Genomic DNA, 16560 nt, shown 5'->3' on the forward strand with positions numbered 1-16560 from the left:
TTAAAGCTTTGTATAAACCCCTAAATTAAATGTTGGAGCCAATGGCGCATTGTCAATGCCAAAAGCACCAAAAGTAGAGAAGTTGACTCCAAGCTTATCTTTCTTGAATTCATAATTTAATTTTAAACCAACGGCGTTGTAAGTTTGTCTATCTAAATAAGAAGCCCATTGATTAGTATCATTGTAGTAAGCACTTTCCTTTGAAACAACATTTCGGGTATCAAGAACTAACATAATATGACCATTCTGGATAGCGTTATAACCAACTTCCGCAGTGAACTTAATATAATCAGAATAATTATTGTCCATATATCCGTAACCAATAGTACCAAAATAATACCACTTTCCAGAACTCGTACCCGCAGTTACATAAGGTAAAATTGTGTTGGCGTTAAAACCAGTTGAAAGTCTTTTTACAGCATCTTTTGTGATGGAGTTTGCAGCATATTGAATTCCAGTACTTACTTTCCATTTTGCATCGTAAATTTTATATTTTAATCCTAAAGTTAGGTTTCCAACTCCAGATAGATTTTCGGAATTATTGCCTACAATTGCTTTATAACCCACAAATTTGAAAGGTATAATTAATTGAGCTTCTAAATTATTTGTAATTCCATATTCGCTATAAATTTGTGTGGTTATATCGGTATAATCTGAATTTAAATTACTTTTTTTTCCATCAAATTCTATTGAGTTGTAAAATAATCCTGTTAATCCTAATTGAACATAAGCTTTGCCTTTTTCTCGTGTCCAAGGGCTTTGGGCATTGGTGCTTTTTACTATAAAAAACAGGGTGATGATCGCTAAAAGGGTTGTTTTTTTCATTTGTAAATAGTTTTAAATATATAATTACTCTTCTCTAAATCTTCAAAGGTGTCAATGTCATTGAGGGTTTCTGTGAATTCAATTTTATGATTTACTAAATCTTTCAAAGTGGATGATAAAACAGTAGACGTTCCCCAATTTTTATTTTCAAAAATCGAAGGAATTACTTTTTTCAATCCTAACAGATAATAACCGCCATCTTCCGCTGGACCTATAACGACATCATTTCGCTCTAATTTATGGAAAGCTTCGTTGATATGATTGGCTCGTAAATCAAATAAATCGCTGCCAACTATAATGCAATTTTGATACCCTAAATCAAATAATGTTTGAAAAGCATTGTGCATTTTCGCGCCTAAATCGGCTCCAAATTGCATTCTCTTTTCATATAAAGCTCCTGACCATATGTCATTTATGTCAATGTCTTCATCATAAAAAACAAATTTATCACAAACTAAATTTTGGGTTTCAGTCATTGTATGAAAGAGCAAATCTTTATAGACTTCCAATGCTTTTTCATTTCCAATGGTTTTTGCCAATCGAGTTTTCACTTTTCCTAATTGAGGATTTCGGGTAAAAATTATCAGTACGTTAGTCTTCATAAACTTTAGTTCCCTTTTTTAGATAAACACTCCATTCTTTATTGAAAGTATGAATTTTATCGGTTTTAATATTTTGATTAGTTACTACTTTTCCGCCTTTATTTTTCCATTCAAAAATCCCTCCATATAAGTTGAAAACATTTTTGTAGCCCAATTTAAGCAATTTTTCGCCAATTTTTTCACTTCGAACACCAATCGAACAATACACTACTATTGTATCTTTTTTATCTTTTAGAATTGAGGTAACTTTTTTGCTGTTGAATTTATCAAAACCTACATTTATGGCGTTCTCAATATGGCTAACATTGAATTCTTTGATTTCTCTGGCATCCAATAAAACAATATTCTCCTTTGATTGAAGTAATTCAACACTAATATAAGGAACCGATTTATTGTTAAATTTCTCTAATACCTTTGGAATTGTATTTTGAGAAAAACACCAGGTTGTTAGAATTATCGCAATTGTAGTTATATAATATCTCATCTCATTCATTTAATAATTGTTAATATTAGACGAAATAAATGTAAACTCCTGACAAATTCCAATAAAATTAAATTAATTTTCTTTTAAAAGTTTAGTAATTTATTCTCCTGGCGTAAAATAGTGGCAGCAGTACTTCCGATATAATAATATTAGACTTTTGATTGATGAACAGTGTAAATGTGAGGGAGAAAAACAGTTTAGTACCTTCTTTAGTCTTAAAAATATTTATGCTTAATTTTTGTAGCTCCACAGGTTTTGGGATTGATCCAGAATTAATAAAATCTATTAGCTAAAAATAAAAAAACTCCAACATTTCTGTTGAAGTTTATTAGTGGGCGATGAGGGGTTCGAACCCCCGACCCCCTCGGTGTAAACGAGGTGCTCTGAACCAGCTGAGCTAATCGCCCTAATACTTCACTAAACTTTTATTTTTATAATTGTTCAGTGAACTTGTTTGTGGGTGCAAATATAGGGTGGTTTTTCACTTATACAAAACATTTTTATAGAAATTTTAATAAATTTTTTGAGTGATTTGTATTTCGTTGGTATTTAATTTATTATAGTTTAATTCTAAAATTAGAATCTCCATTTTCTAATCGTAAACGGAGATTCTTATGTGGTTTTTGAGAATTATTTCGCCATTGAGGGTACATTTGTATAGATATAATCTCCATGAATGCCGGTAAATGCTTTATTCATTTCGTCCATAAAAGATTTTCTATCGGCTTCTTTAGGCCAAGCTGCCTTTGTTAACTCATCATTTTTATCGAATGATTTCTCGATATCTCCCATGGAGTCAAAGAAAAAGGCTTCTACAAATTCACGACTATCAGCTCCCCAAGCATGTCGGTGTGGGTAGTATGCTTTAATATAAGGATTTTTCAGAGTTACTTTTTCATTAAATTCCTTTAAACCTTTCCCTTGTCCGTTCATACTTAATTGTAACTTGCGAACATATACAATCATTGGCTCTTTTGAATCTGTTTTTAATTCTTTTTCTCCAACCATTGGTTGTGATGTGTAGATCTCATCAGAATGCATAGTTGTATAATAGCTTCTTTGTTTGTCAAAAAAGGCTTTTCGTACTTTCTCATCTGGCCAAGCCTTTTTTATTAATTCATTGGTAACGTCATCTGATTTTTCAATGTCTTGCCAAGTTTTATACACATTTACAAATAATACTTCAGAACTGTTAGCCGTAAAATAATGGTTTAATATTTCGGAACCTATTATTAAATCATTTTTACTAGTAACTTGATCATAGTATTCCTGCTCCGTTTTTTGCCAATCTTTCCTATCAGTATCTGGATTACGATGCACTGTAGTAACTGTAATATATGCAGGTTTTGTTTCATCTTGAGCACGGACTTCCGTATTCAATAGAAATGTAAAAATTAACATTCCTAACACTAAAATATTGTTTGTTTTCATAAAAAATAAATGTTAAATGGTTAATAATTAAACAATTGAATTTAAATATAACACATTTTTTCTTATTTTTTAAGATTAAAATAAGGTAATTTTTATTAAATAAAGAAGCCGAAAATTAAGGCCTTTAATTTAAAGGCAATCCAGCGACAATAAAAGTGCTTCCACCAATATAAATAAAGTCATCCTTTGTAGCGTTTATCTTAGCTGAAGTGTAAGCATCTGATATAGAGTTATATGAGTTTCCAGAAAGATCGTATTTTCGAGCTTCATCTTGCAATATACTTGCGTCTAATCCGCGAAAATTGGTAGGCTTACAGAAATAATAAACAGCTTTTTTAGGAAATAGAGGTAAGATTTCATTTAGATCTTTGTCGTTTACAAATCCCAATACAATATGTAGCGTTTTAAATTTTTCTTTTTGGACTTGCTTCATCACAATCTCAATTCCATTTTTGTTATGCGCTGTATCACAGATAATTTTTGGAAACGCACCCAATTGTTGCCATCTACCTAATAATCCAGTGTTTTTTACGACACTCGATAAACCAGTAATAATATGCTCTTTAGCAACTGTAAATTCTTTTTGTGAATTTATAACTTCAATGGTTTGAATGACTGTTTTTTTGTTGTGCACTTGATATTCGCCCAATAAATCGGAAGGTGTTTCTGTCGCTATTAATTCTGATGCAAAATAAATATCCGAGTGATTCTCTTTGGCTTTAGCTAGAAATACAGACTTTGTTTCATCTGTATATTCACCTATAACGACTGGAATTTGAGGTTTTATAATTCCTGCTTTTTCAATCGCTATTAATTCAAGTGTATTTCCTAGAAATTGGGTATGATCTTTACCAATATTTGTAATAACCGATACAAGAGGTGTAATAACATTTGTTGCGTCTAGTCTTCCTCCCATGCCTACTTCTATTATAGCGAGGTCTACTTTTTCTTTTACAAAATAGTCAAACGCTAAACCTATGGTCATTTCGAAGAAACTCATATCGTTTTCTTCAAAAAAAGTTTTGTTTTTGGTTATAAAATCAAATACAAAATCTTCCGAAATTTCTATTCCATTAATTTTGATGCGCTCTCTAAAATCTATTAAATGTGGCGAAGTATATAAGCCTACTTTATAACCGGCTTCTTGAAAAATAGACGCCAACATGTGTGAAGTGGAGCCTTTGCCGTTTGTTCCGGCAACGTGTATGCAACGTAATTTTTGCTGTGGATTGTCAAGATGATTAACCAATAAAAGGGCATTAGTTAAATCTTTTTTATATGCCGATGCACCTTTCATTTGGTACATTGGGAGTTGATTAAACATCCAGTTTATGGTTTCTTGATAGTTCATATCTTGAGATAGTATTGACAAATGGTTATTGTGTCAATTTGAAATTATAGATAATCTTGCCAATTTGTGTACTTGGGGCGTTATCATCAGATTGCCATTTAGTATTCATAGCAGCTATTTTCGCTTGGTCTAGCAAGCATTTAGCAGTATTAGTAGTTCCTTTGACTCCTGGATTAGCGCTTGTCACTTTACCATTTTGATCTACTGCAATTTGTACGACAACAGTTCCTTGCTCATTACAAAGGTATCTTGGTTCAGGTGTGTTTAATGCTTTTCTGTTGCCTAATTGATAGTTTCCATTACCTGTTCCGCTTCCAGAACCGTTACCATAACCACCTCCAGAACCTAAACCACTACCAGAGCCATTTCCTCCACCAGTTCCAGATCCTGAACCACCGCCACCACTATAGCCTTTTGCATTTGGATCACCGCTAAGTTTTCCCTTGTTTCCTCCAGTTCTATCATTTCCATCTCCTGCTGAATTCGAGCCGTTTAATAGGCTTGATAAGGCATCAGAAGTTGATTTTGATGGTTTTGGAGCTTCTTTTACAACGGGTTTTGGAGTGACAACTCTTTCTGTGTTTTTTGTTTGTGAAATTACAGGTGCTTCGGATGTTTCTTGTGTCAAAATTTTCTCTTCTTGAGATACTGTTTTAATAGGAACTGACTTAGCTATTGGATTCGACAAATTTTTGGATCGATAGTTTTTTCCTGAACCTACTGCGCTATTTCCAAAATTTATGGCAATTTCACCACCGCCACCGCCACCTTCTAATTCATCGGGTATAGGGTCGATAGTGAGTTTCATAAATAGCAACAACAAAAACAGCAGTATGAAAAATGCTGTAGTTATTGCAAAGGATTTTTTTTCGTGTTCGGTTTCTAAAATCATCATTCGATAGCTATTTTGGACTTACAGCCAAAACAATTTTGAATTTATTTCTGTAAGCTATATCCATTACACTTACGGCTCTTTCTATTGGCACGCCTTCTTCTACATGTAATAGTATGGTTGGATCGGCTTGATTCGCAAGCATCATTTTTAGTTTTTCTTCTAAAGTGTCTTCAGCAAATTTATCTTTATCAATATAGTATTCTAATTTTTTATTGACACTAACAGAAACATTTTTCACCTCATCTGTCTTGCCAGAAGATTTTGGTAAAACTAAATCTAAAGCATTATTTGATGTAATAGTTGTTGATGCTATCATAAAAAAGATAAGCAACAAAAAAACGATATCCGTCATCGACGACATATTAAATTCTGCCGAGACTTTATTTCTTCCTCTTAAATTCATATCTAGGTTGGTTCGTTTAATAAGTCCAGAAATTCAACCACATTCGCTTCCATTTGGTTCACGATTTTATCCGTTTTAGTAACTAAGTGATTGTAGCCAACATAAGCAATAATTCCTACTATCAAACCAACAACAGTGGTCATCATTGCGGTATAGATACCTTCGGATAGCGTACTCATTTCAATCTTATTATTGCCGCTTTCTGCCATTTTATGAAAAGCAATAACCATTCCAACTACGGTACCAAGAAATCCTGTCATTGGTCCGGCACCTGAAATTGTAGCTAGCATACTTACATTTTTCTCTAATTTGTATATTTCTAATTTTCCGGCATTTTCAATTGCAGTGTGGATGTCGGCTAAAGGTTTTCCGATTCTAGAAATCCCTTTTTCAATTAAACGTGCTACAGGAGAATTAGTGTGAGCGCAAAGTATTTTTGCCGATTCAATTTTCCCGTTCATAATATTCAATTTAATATTATTCATAAAATTGGAATCGATTTTTGAAGCGGCATTGATTGCCAATAACCTTTCGAAATAAAGATAAATGGCAAAAAACAGCATTATAAAAATAACCGACATTATAATTTGACCTACCATTCCTCCGCTAAAAACGATATCTATTACAGATAATTCTGCTTTTGGTGCAATTTGATCAAGGGCCTGTACAGCAACAGCTGTTGTGTCAATTTGAAGAAAAGTTATCATTTTTTGATTGATTTTAATATATATTCAATGAATTAGTGGATTCTGTTTTAAAGAACGTTAGAAAGTCTTAAAAATTGTTACCTGAAATAATGTTCTATAGCAATGAAACAAAGTGCTCCTGAAATAAATCCAGCAAATGCAAGCCAAGTTATTTTTTTAAGATACCAAATAAAGTCAATTTTTTCCATCCCCATAGCCGCAACACCTGCTGCAGAACCAATGATTAGCATACTACCTCCAGTTCCTGCACAATAGGCAATAAAATGCCAAACTGGACTGTCAGTTTCAAAGGCATACATTCCCATAGTAGCGGCAACTAAAGGTACGTTATCAATTACAGACGAAAACATACCTAAAAGAATAACTACTAAATCCATATTGGGTATCGCATTTGATAAACTTTCGGCAGCAAAATGTAATGTTCCAACTGGCTCATTATGAATTGTGCCAAAGACCATTACTTCAAGTGCTCCCACTGCCATTAATATTCCTAAGAAGAATAAAATACTTGAAAATTCGATTCTTGATAATGCAGTATGTACAGAATATCTTGTGTTTTGTTTTTTATCAAAATTTTCTTCTGGATGGATAAATTCAGATACTAACCACACAATACCCAAACTAAAAACCATTCCTAAATAAGGAGGAAGATGGGTAATGGTTTTAAAGATGGGTACAAAAATAATAGCTCCTAAACCTAAATAGAGCATTTTTTTACTACTCAATAATTTGTCGTCAGATTGTTTCGTTTCGGGTATATTGACATTTCCTTTGAATATTTTTAATCGAGATGCAATTGCAAATGGCACAGCAAAACATACAATTGATGGAATTACAACATATTCCATTAAACCATTTGCAGTTAATTTATTTGCAATCCAAAGCATTGTAGTGGTAACATCACCAATAGGGGACCAAGCTCCACCTGCATTTGCTGCAATAATTATTAAGGAAGCAAACCAAATACGTTCCTCTTTATTATGGATTAATTTTCTTAAAACAGTAACTAAAACTATTGTAGCTGTTAAATTGTCAATAATTGCCGAAAGGAAAAAACCAACAATTCCCAATGTCCAAAGTAATTTAACTTTGCTTTTAGTTCTAATGAAATTTTTTAATACATCAAATCCTTTGTGTAAGTCAATGAGTTCTACTATTGTCATTGCTCCAATCAAGAAAATTAATATTTCGGCGGTAGCACTAAATTGGTGTTTTAAAGTGCTTAAAAAGCCTTCATGTTGAGCCTCTATATTTCCTTTTAAAACATTAAATATTTCGCCTTTTTCATTAATTATTGAAAACCAACCATTGTTAAACCCGATGGATAAGAATCCCCACATTATTGACGCCATTAATAAGGCTGGTACAGATTTGTCCAATTTTAATGGGTGTTCTAATGTAATTAACAAATAACCGATAACAAATAATAATACAATAATAACTTCCATGCAATATTTTTTTTTAATAAATGGTAATAGATTTGCAAATGTAATTTTTTGAGATTTAAAACTCGAATTATTTGGCGATTATTGGATAATAATCTTAATAATTTTCACCTTTTAATGGATTAAAAATCTAATTATTAGATCAAATAGAAAAAATTTCTCCCGAACTATGATCTGCTTTTGCTCCTGTCACACTACTTAACACATTTATTTCGCCTCGCAGTTTCAATACACCAAGCAAAGCAAAGATTAAAGCTTCCTTAAATTCTAATATTTTGGTAGAGGGAATAAGAATATTCATTTCAGGCAAATAATATTGTATGCGTTCCATTAAAAAATTATTGTAGGCTCCACCACCAGTCACTAATATTTTACCTTTTTTAATGGGTAAAGCCAATGAAATTTGTACAGCAACATGTTCAGTAAATGTTCGTAATTTATCTTCAACAGACATGTCGAAACTTTCTATTATGGGTAAAACTATTTCTTTTACAAATTCGAAACCCAATGATTTCGGATGTTTTTGATGGTAAAAATCCAAAACATTTAATTTAGTTAGCAAGATTTGATTGCATTTTCCAGTTCTTGTAATAGCACCTTTATCATCATAATTCAATCCCAATTGGTTGGCATAATAATTCAAAACTGTATTTACGGGCGAAATATCAAATGCGATTCTCTCTCCGCATTCTTCGAAAGAAACATTCGAAAAACCACCTAGATTCATGCAATAGTCATAATCTGAAAACAATATTTGGTCGCCAATGGGAACTAAAGGCGCTCCTTGACCACCCAGTTTTACATCCTGAACCCTGAAATCGCAAACTACTGTTTGATTTGTCAACGATGAAATTTCGGGTAAATTACCTATTTGTAGTGTCAACCCTTTTTCGGGTTGGTGTAGTATGGTATGTCCATGGGAACAAACAGCATCAAGATTCTTAATATTATACTTTTCGATAAAGTCAGTAATGATTGCTGCAAGTAGTTCGGTATAGGATTTATTTAATTTTTGAAGCTCAATCGATGAAAAATCTACTGCCGATTTTAGATTGCTAATCCAGTTTTTCCCATAGCTAATGGTTTCACATTCAGTCATTTCGAATGTCCATTTGTCATTGTTTAAACGGAATTCGATGTGAGCTAAATCAACGCCGTCAAGAGAGGTTCCAGACATTACGCCGATAACGTTGAAGTGTGTTTTTTTCATTAGCCAAAATTACGAATCAAAATTGAAAATTTCAGTTTAAAAAAGTATCTTTGAGTAGATTTATATAACAAAAACTATCATTTATTTTATATTATTATGGATTTTAATCTAAACGAAGAACAATTGATGGTGCAACAAGCCGCGAGAGATTTTGCTCAAAATGATTTATTACCAGGTGTAATTGAACGCGATGAAAAGCAAATTTTTCCTTCTGAGCAAATAAAAAAAATGGGAGAACTAGGGTTTATGGGAATGATGGTAGATCCAAAATACGGTGGAAGTGGACTCGATGCTATTTCTTATGTTTTAGCAATGGAAGAAATTTCAAAAGTAGATGCTTCTGCATCGGTAGTAATGTCTGTTAATAATTCACTTGTTTGTTGGGGTTTACAAGAATTTGGGACAGAGGAACAAAAGCAAAAATGGTTGCCTCAATTAGCTTCTGGTCAAATTCATGGTGCTTTTTGTTTGAGCGAACCTGAAGCTGGAAGTGATGCAACATCACAAAAAACATCGGCAATAGATAAGGGAGACCATTATTTAGTAAATGGAATGAAAAACTGGATAACTAACGGAAACACCGCTTCGCTTTATATTATCATAGCACAAACTCATGCCGAAAAGAATCACAAGGGAATAAACGCCTTGATAATGACTAAGGATATGCCGGGTTTCACTGTTGGTCCAAAAGAACAAAAGATGGGAATTCGAGGTTCTGATACCCATTCCTTACAATTCAATGACGTCAAAGTTCCAAAAGAAAATAGAATAGGGGAAGATGGCTTTGGTTTCAAATTTGCCATGAAAACCTTGGCAGGTGGAAGAATTGGTATTGCTTCACAAGCCTTGGGAATTGCTTCTGGTGCTTATGAATTGGCTTTGAAATATTCGAAAGAGAGGAAAACTTTTGGAACTGAAATTTGTAATCATCAAGCGATTGCTTTTAAATTGGCCGATATGGCAGTGAATATTGAAGCGGCAAGACATCTTTGTTTGAAAGCTGCTTGGGACAAAGACAACCAAAAAAATTATGACATTAGTGGTGCTATGGCAAAACTATTTGCTTCGCAAACTGCGATGGACACAACTATTGAAGCCGTTCAAATACATGGAGGAAATGGATATGTGAGGGAGTATCACGTTGAAAGAATGATGCGTGATGCCAAGATCACTCAAATTTATGAAGGCACTTCCGAAATTCAGAAAATAGTGATTTCAAGAAGCATTATTAACGGATAATTATAGTGTATCGCTTAGTTTAACCCTTTTGGTAATTTGAAACTGAAAGGGTTTTTTAATTTAAATTTTATATACTTTTGCAATAATCTATTCTAGCTTATGTACGACGAATTAAAATATTGGTATATTAGGGATCACAAATTGTTTCGGACCTTGAGTATGTCTCAAATAAAACAATTGTGCATTATAACGGGTTTTAAAAAAGCTACAAAAGGGGAGATTATTTATTTTTCTTCATCGGATTTACCTCGAATTTTTCTTCTCAAAAAAGGACATATAAAAATTGTTACTGTGGATGAGGAAGGAAATGAAACAATAAAAGACATTATTCAAAAAGGAGATTTGTTTGGTGAATTGACTTTAGAAACAGACAATCAAGTCAATGAATATGCAAAAGCTCTTTCTGATGATGTGACCATTTGTAGTTTTCTGATGTCTGATTTTGAAGATTTATTACTTCGAAATCCAAGTTTGGCACTTTCATATACTAAATTTGTGGGTCTAAAATTGAAACGAATTAGAAACAGTTATTCTAATTTAATTTTTAAAGACGCCAGAACGCGATTACACCAATTTCTTAAAGATTGGGCTGAAAGTGAAGGAATAAAAACCGAGAATAAAGTAGTTATTGAGAATTACTTGACTCAAAACGATATTGCGCAAATCATTTGTACTTCAAGACAAACAACTACTCATTTGCTCAATGAAATGGAAGAAAATGAATTGTTACAGTACAACCGAAAAGAAATTAGCATACCAGATATTCGAAAATTGTGATTATTTTACTGTCATTGTAAACTAACTGACAATTAGTGTTTTTGTTTTGATTTACCTTTGGTTTAATAAAAACAAACATTATGAAAACAATTTTTATACTATTTCCATTTTTACTACTTCTAACTTCATGTGAAGTTCAAGGAGATTTAACTCGTGATAATGAACAGTTTGTCTCTATTCCAAAAGACATTGCGGTATTGAAATATTCTGGATCATTTGTACCTACTTCGGGCATAAATGCCGCTGGGATGGCGAAAATTTATATTGAAAATTCGCAATATAAATTGGAATTAAGTAATTTCAGTGTAACAAACGGTCCTGATTTAAAAGTGTATTTGTCAAAATCAAATGCACCAACTGATTTTGTAAACTTAGGTAATTTAACTTCTAGCACGGTATATTTAATACCTCAAAATGTTGATGTTTCAACATATAAATTTGTCCTCATTCATTGTCAACAATACAATCACTTATTTGCAATTGCAGAATTAACTAATAATTAAAAAATGAAAAAGATACTTTTAACAACTGGAATCGTTTTGACCACCGCCTTTACTTTTGGACAAGGTTGTAGCGATGCTGGAATTTGTTCCATTGGACACGGTTTTCAATCTACTGATAAAGAGTTGAAAAACACAATTGAAGTGGCTAGTATTTTTGGAGCAGGAGAATCGGACGTCACCTATTTTTCGCCTTATGTTTCTTATTCAAGAAAAATTAACGATAAAATTGCTTTGAGTGTCAAAGTTACTTTTTCGTCTGCCAATGGCGATTTTGGTACTCGAGCTGCTTTTGGTGATGCTTTTCTGATTGGGAATTATTCATTTGCCGCAAACAACAACAAACAATGGAGTGCTTTATTAGGTTGGAAACTTCCTTTTACAAGTTCTAATTTAAAGATTAATGAACATTCCCTTCCTTTAATATACCAGTCGAGTTTAGGAACTTTCGATTTGTTTCTTGGTACTAATTATAAATACAATAAATTGGATTTTAATGTAGCAGTTCAGATTCCAGTATTCAACAATAATAAAAATTCCTATTTTAAGGAATATGCTGGAACGAATGATTTTCCGTCGACTAATTTATTTGAACGAAAACCAGACGCCTTGTTTAGAGCTACTTATACTGTAAATACAAAAAACCAGAAATTCACTTTTAAACCAAACGTTTTGTTTATTTATCATTTAGGTGAAGATAGTTTCGAGAATATTTATGGTAAAAGAGAAAATATTATTGGTTCAGATGGATTGACAATTAACGGAAATCTGATAAGCACCTATAAATTAAGTAAACAAAAAAGTATTGAACTTTCGATTGCAGCTCCGTTTGTGATTCGTGATATTCGTCCTGATGGATTAACAAGAAGTTTCGTTTTGGGACTTCAATACAACTATTCGTTCTAATTATTATCAAATAAAACTAGCAAAATAGAGGAGTTTCTAATTCTAACTTCTTTTGATACTATTTAAAAACAACAATTATGAAAAACGCATTCTTAACTTTATCCTTGCTAATTTTTTCAATAGTGACATCAGCACAATCAGAATTGCCTAAAACAGCAAATGATGTTTCACCATTATTAATAGGAGAGAAAATACCAAATCTTACTTTAAAATCAATTGAAGGCAATGACATTAATTTATCTGACACATTCAGTAAACAAAAAACAATATTGGTATTTTATCGCGGTGGATGGTGTCCGTATTGCAACTTACAATTGGGTGCCTTAGGAGAATCAGAAAAAGAATTATTGGAATTAGGATATCAGATAATTGCAGTTAGTCCCGATTCGCCAAAAAATCTAAAAGTGACAGACGAAAAAGATGCTATAAATTATATGTTATTATCGGATAGTAAAGGAGAATTGACAAAAGCTGTTGGGATTGCATTTCAAGCTCCTACGAATTACGAATCGATGCTTTCTAAAAGTTCTGATGGCTTAAATAAATCTTTCTTGCCTGTACCAACGGTTTTTATTTTAAATGAAAATGGAGAAATCCAATTCGAACACATAACACCAGATTATAAGCATAGAATTACGACCGAATTGTTAATTGCTGCTGCAAAATCTCTCCAATAAAATGAAAAATAGTGTCATCATCTTAGCACTTTTGTTTGCCGTTTTAAGTTTTGGACAAAACGATGTGAAACGTTTAACGCATTTCAATTTAGAAAATAAAATAGCCATTCAAGGATACGATCCTGTAGCTTATTTTATGAAAAAAAGTGCAATTAAAGGGAAAAAGGAATTGAATGTAAGCTATCAAGGTATTATTTATCTTTTTTCTTCTCCAGAAAATAAAGATGCGTTCAATAAAAATCCTGCCAGTTTTGAACCACAATTTGGTGGTTGGTGTGCTTATGCGATGGGAAATTCAGGAGAAAAAGTAGCAATTGACCCTGATACATTCAAAATTATTGATGGTAAATTGTATTTGTTTTATAATGCCTATTTCAATAATACCTTGAAAAGTTGGAATAAAGATGAATTGAATTTAAAGAAAAAGGCAGAAGCGAATTGGAAAAAATTTATAAACTAAGAATTATGAAAACACTCATTTGGATTGCCAAAATAGTTGCATCAGTTATTTTTCTTCAAACCCTATATTTTAAGTTTACAGGTGCTGAAGAAAGTGTTTATATTTTCTCGACTTTAGGGATAGAACCCTATGGTAGAATTGGATCAGGAATAGCCGAATTAATAGCGACTATTTTAATACTTATACCAAGAACGACTTTGCTAGGCGCTTTAATTGGATTAGGAGTTATAACCGGAGCTCTTCTTTCTCATTTTTTTGTTTTAGGTATCGAAGTGCAAAACGATGGAGGAACACTTTTTATATTGGCAATAATTACGTTTCTTTGTTGTGCATTTTTGGTTTTTCAGAATAAAAATAAAATCCCGGATTTATTAAAATTAAAATTTTAAAAATGTTACTCACTTCTATAAATAATAATCTCGACGAGTTAATAAATCTACTCCAACAGCTATCAAATGCTGAATATGCAGCTCCTTGCATTCAATTGAGCAATAGCAGTATCGGCGATCATACCCGACATATTATTGAATTGTTTCAATGTCTTGAAAATCAATACGAGTCTGGTGTGGTGAATTATGATAAAAGAGAACGAAATGTACTAATCCAAACCGATACTGATTTTGCAATTCAGCAAATAATTTCTATCCAAAATAATTTGGGTAAAGAGAACAAAAACATTGTCTTGCAACAACAAATTGAGGGCTACGATATTCAAACAGAAAGCAATTATCACAGAGAATTACTCTATAATTTTGAGCATTGTATCCATCATCAAGCTTTGATAAAAGTAGCCGTATTACAACTCGCAACCATTTCAATAAATGAAAATTTTGGTGTTGCCCGTTCCACAATCGAATACAGAAGTCAATGTGCACAGTAAGTTTTGTAACGTCGAATGGAAAAACCATCATAAGTTCCAATCGTGATGAGGCGATTCATAGACCCATTGCCATCGAACCCCGAAATTACCTTATTAATAATAAGAATGTCATTTTTCCAAAAGATCCAAAAGCTGGTGGAACTTGGTTTGCGGTAGATGAAAAGGGAACTGTATTGGTTTTGTTGAATGGGGCTAATGAAAAACACCATCATCAACCACCTTATCGAAAAAGCCGAGGGTTAATTGTCCTGGATATGATAGGTAGTAAATCGCCAATACAATTTTGGCATGAAATAAATTTGATCGACATCGAACCTTTTACTATAGTTTTATTCCAAAACGGTGCGCTTTTTCAATTACGATGGGATGGCGTCAATAAAGAATCGACCCAATTAGATATAAAAAAAAATCACGTTTGGTCTTCTACAACTTTATACCAAAAAGACATAAGAGAAAGTCGTTCCGAATGGTTTTATGCTTTTTTGGAATCCAATCCCAATGCTTCAGAAAAAGAAATGCTCTATTTTCACCGCTATACCGAAGAAGGAAATCAAGAAAATGGCTTGGTTATTAATCGTAATGAGGAGTTGAAAACCTTGAGCATTACACAATCCATTTTAGAAAAAAATAAAGCAACCATTTTGCATTATGATTTAATAGCAAATAAAGATTTCGAAACCTCCTTCATCATAATTTAAGTCACTCCAATTTGAAACTTCAAACTGTAAACTACAAGCTTTTACTGCATAAAATATTTCATTGGGAATATTGGCCTTTCCAAATAGTTTATATTCCTATATTTTTTCTGTGGACCTATTATTCCATTAAAGCCAAATCATTGTTTTTCTTTAATGCATCCAATCCCACAATTAAAAACGGTGGATTTATAATGGAATCTAAAAAGGCAATTTACGATCTGATTCCGCAACAATATTACCCAAAAACTGAATTGATTGTTGAAGGTACTTCGTTTCAAGACATTCAAAAAATCATCGAAAATTCAGGAATTCAATATCCATTTATTGCAAAACCAGATATTGGTTTAAGAGGTTCGGCGGTTAAAAAAATTCACAATTTAGAAGAAATGGAATCCTATGCCAACAAAGCTAATTTCGATTATTTAGTACAAGATTTAATTCCGTTCGAAAATGAAGTGGGGATTTTTTATGTACGTTATCCCGATGAAAAAGAAGGTAGAATAACAGGAATTGTTTCCAAAGAATTTATGATTATAACTGGAGATGGTGTTTCGTGCATTGAGGAATTAATCAAAAAAAATCCACGTTACGAATTGCAGTTGAAAGCTTTGCAATTAGAATATGGCAAGCAATTATTGGACATTTTGCCAATGGGCGAAAAAATAAATTTAGTTCCTTATGGTAATCACGCTCGTGGTGCCAAATTCATTGATGGAAGTCATTGGATTAGTCCGAAATTAACTGAAATGATCAACGAAATTTGTATTCAAGTTCCAGACTTTTACTTCGGGAGATTGGATATTATGTACAATAATTGGGCGGAATTAGAAGATGGTCAGCATTTTTCAATCGTAGAGCTAAATGGGGCTGCGAGCGAACCAACACATATTTATGATTCAAGTCATTCTCTGTTTTTTGCATGGAAAGAGCTAGCACGACATATTACCTATATGTATGAAATAAGCATTATAAACCGTAAAAAAGGATTTCCTTATTTGGCACACAAGCAAGGAATGAAGGAATATCGTTTGCATTTAGAGCAATGCAAAAAAATCGTTAATTTCTAAAAA

The 16560-nt window shown here is 32.6% G+C and carries 20 protein-coding genes and 1 tRNA gene; 10 read left to right on the forward strand and 11 right to left on the reverse strand.

Annotated elements, in window-relative coordinates; all coding sequences use genetic code 11:
- The 11 genes from E0F76_RS13850 to E0F76_RS13900 form a co-directional block, all read right to left on the reverse strand.
- On the reverse strand, nucleotides 1-825 hold the full coding sequence (locus tag E0F76_RS13850) for a hypothetical protein (RefSeq protein ID WP_132007214.1): 825 nt from the start codon (nucleotides 823-825) through the stop codon (nucleotides 1-3).
- Nucleotides 822-1427, reverse strand: coding sequence for a TIGR04282 family arsenosugar biosynthesis glycosyltransferase (locus E0F76_RS13855; RefSeq protein WP_132007217.1), 606 nt, complete (start codon nucleotides 1425-1427; stop codon nucleotides 822-824). Before E0F76_RS13855 ends, E0F76_RS13850 begins: the two co-directional genes overlap by 4 nt.
- The gene (locus E0F76_RS13860; protein WP_132007220.1) at nucleotides 1417-1911 is read right to left on the reverse strand and encodes a rhodanese-like domain-containing protein; all 495 of its coding nucleotides are present in this window, start codon (nucleotides 1909-1911) and stop codon (nucleotides 1417-1419) included. Before E0F76_RS13860 ends, E0F76_RS13855 begins: the two co-directional genes overlap by 11 nt.
- A 332-nt stretch (nucleotides 1912-2243) precedes the next feature.
- Nucleotides 2244-2318: transfer RNA gene (locus E0F76_RS13865), tRNA-Val, on the reverse strand.
- 223 nt (nucleotides 2319-2541) lie between these two features.
- On the reverse strand, nucleotides 2542-3342 hold the full coding sequence (locus E0F76_RS13870; protein WP_132007223.1) for a hypothetical protein: 801 nt from the start codon (nucleotides 3340-3342) through the stop codon (nucleotides 2542-2544).
- Nucleotides 3343-3466: 124 nt separating this feature from the next.
- The gene (locus E0F76_RS13875) at nucleotides 3467-4693 is read right to left on the reverse strand and encodes a bifunctional folylpolyglutamate synthase/dihydrofolate synthase (protein WP_132007226.1); all 1227 of its coding nucleotides are present in this window, start codon (nucleotides 4691-4693) and stop codon (nucleotides 3467-3469) included.
- Nucleotides 4694-4718: 25 nt separating this feature from the next.
- The gene (locus E0F76_RS13880; RefSeq protein WP_132007229.1) at nucleotides 4719-5588 is read right to left on the reverse strand and encodes an energy transducer TonB; all 870 of its coding nucleotides are present in this window, start codon (nucleotides 5586-5588) and stop codon (nucleotides 4719-4721) included.
- A gap of 7 nt (nucleotides 5589-5595) precedes the next feature.
- Nucleotides 5596-5991, reverse strand: a complete 396-nt coding sequence (locus E0F76_RS13885; RefSeq protein WP_132007232.1) for an ExbD/TolR family protein — start codon at nucleotides 5989-5991, stop codon at nucleotides 5596-5598.
- A 2-nt stretch (nucleotides 5992-5993) separates the two neighbouring features.
- On the reverse strand, nucleotides 5994-6698 hold the full coding sequence (locus tag E0F76_RS13890) for a MotA/TolQ/ExbB proton channel family protein (protein WP_132007235.1): 705 nt from the start codon (nucleotides 6696-6698) through the stop codon (nucleotides 5994-5996).
- Nucleotides 6699-6775: 77 nt separating this feature from the next.
- On the reverse strand, nucleotides 6776-8146 hold the full coding sequence (gene nhaD, locus E0F76_RS13895; protein WP_132007238.1) for a sodium:proton antiporter NhaD: 1371 nt from the start codon (nucleotides 8144-8146) through the stop codon (nucleotides 6776-6778).
- A 139-nt stretch (nucleotides 8147-8285) separates the two neighbouring features.
- On the reverse strand, nucleotides 8286-9353 hold the full coding sequence (locus E0F76_RS13900; RefSeq protein WP_132007241.1) for an anhydro-N-acetylmuramic acid kinase: 1068 nt from the start codon (nucleotides 9351-9353) through the stop codon (nucleotides 8286-8288).
- 96 nt (nucleotides 9354-9449) lie between these two features.
- On the opposite strand from E0F76_RS13900, the gene E0F76_RS13905 reads away from it, so the two are divergent.
- The 10 genes from E0F76_RS13905 to E0F76_RS13950 all read left to right on the forward strand — a co-directional run bounded on the left by E0F76_RS13905 (nucleotide 9450) and on the right by E0F76_RS13950 (nucleotide 16557).
- Nucleotides 9450-10592: an acyl-CoA dehydrogenase family protein gene (locus E0F76_RS13905; RefSeq protein WP_132007244.1), complete on the forward strand. Its 1143-nt coding sequence runs from the start codon at nucleotides 9450-9452 to the stop codon at nucleotides 10590-10592.
- A 177-nt stretch (nucleotides 10593-10769) separates the two neighbouring features.
- Nucleotides 10770-11369, forward strand: a complete 600-nt coding sequence (locus tag E0F76_RS13910; protein WP_246022068.1) for a Crp/Fnr family transcriptional regulator — start codon at nucleotides 10770-10772, stop codon at nucleotides 11367-11369.
- 80 nt (nucleotides 11370-11449) lie between these two features.
- Nucleotides 11450-11872, forward strand: a complete 423-nt coding sequence (locus E0F76_RS13915) for a DM13 domain-containing protein (RefSeq protein WP_132007250.1) — start codon at nucleotides 11450-11452, stop codon at nucleotides 11870-11872.
- A 3-nt stretch (nucleotides 11873-11875) separates the two neighbouring features.
- On the forward strand, nucleotides 11876-12775 hold the full coding sequence (locus E0F76_RS13920) for a hypothetical protein (protein WP_132007253.1): 900 nt from the start codon (nucleotides 11876-11878) through the stop codon (nucleotides 12773-12775).
- Nucleotides 12776-12852: 77 nt separating this feature from the next.
- Nucleotides 12853-13452, forward strand: a complete 600-nt coding sequence (locus E0F76_RS13925) for a peroxiredoxin-like family protein (RefSeq protein ID WP_132007256.1) — start codon at nucleotides 12853-12855, stop codon at nucleotides 13450-13452.
- 1 nt (nucleotide 13453) lies between these two features.
- Nucleotides 13454-13912, forward strand: a complete 459-nt coding sequence (locus tag E0F76_RS13930; RefSeq protein WP_132007259.1) for a YHS domain-containing (seleno)protein — start codon at nucleotides 13454-13456, stop codon at nucleotides 13910-13912.
- A 5-nt stretch (nucleotides 13913-13917) separates the two neighbouring features.
- Complete coding sequence (locus E0F76_RS13935) at nucleotides 13918-14301, forward strand: DoxX family protein (protein WP_132007261.1); 384 nt, start codon at nucleotides 13918-13920, stop codon at nucleotides 14299-14301.
- 2 nt (nucleotides 14302-14303) lie between these two features.
- Nucleotides 14304-14792 carry a DinB family protein gene (locus E0F76_RS13940; RefSeq protein ID WP_132007264.1) on the forward strand — a complete coding sequence of 163 codons (489 nt, stop codon included), beginning with the start codon at nucleotides 14304-14306 and terminating at the stop codon, nucleotides 14790-14792.
- A complete protein-coding gene (locus tag E0F76_RS13945; protein ID WP_132007267.1) occupies nucleotides 14780-15490 on the forward strand; it encodes an NRDE family protein in 711 nt (236 codons plus the stop codon). Before E0F76_RS13940 ends, E0F76_RS13945 begins: the two co-directional genes overlap by 13 nt.
- A 191-nt stretch (nucleotides 15491-15681) precedes the next feature.
- Entirely contained in the window at nucleotides 15682-16557 is an 876-nt protein-coding gene (locus E0F76_RS13950; RefSeq protein ID WP_246022069.1) for an ATP-grasp domain-containing protein, read from the forward strand.
- Nucleotides 16558-16560: the final 3 nt, after the last annotated feature.

Source organism: Flavobacterium cellulosilyticum, from assembly GCF_004349355.1.
Lineage (GTDB): Bacteria > Bacteroidota > Bacteroidia > Flavobacteriales > Flavobacteriaceae > Flavobacterium > Flavobacterium cellulosilyticum.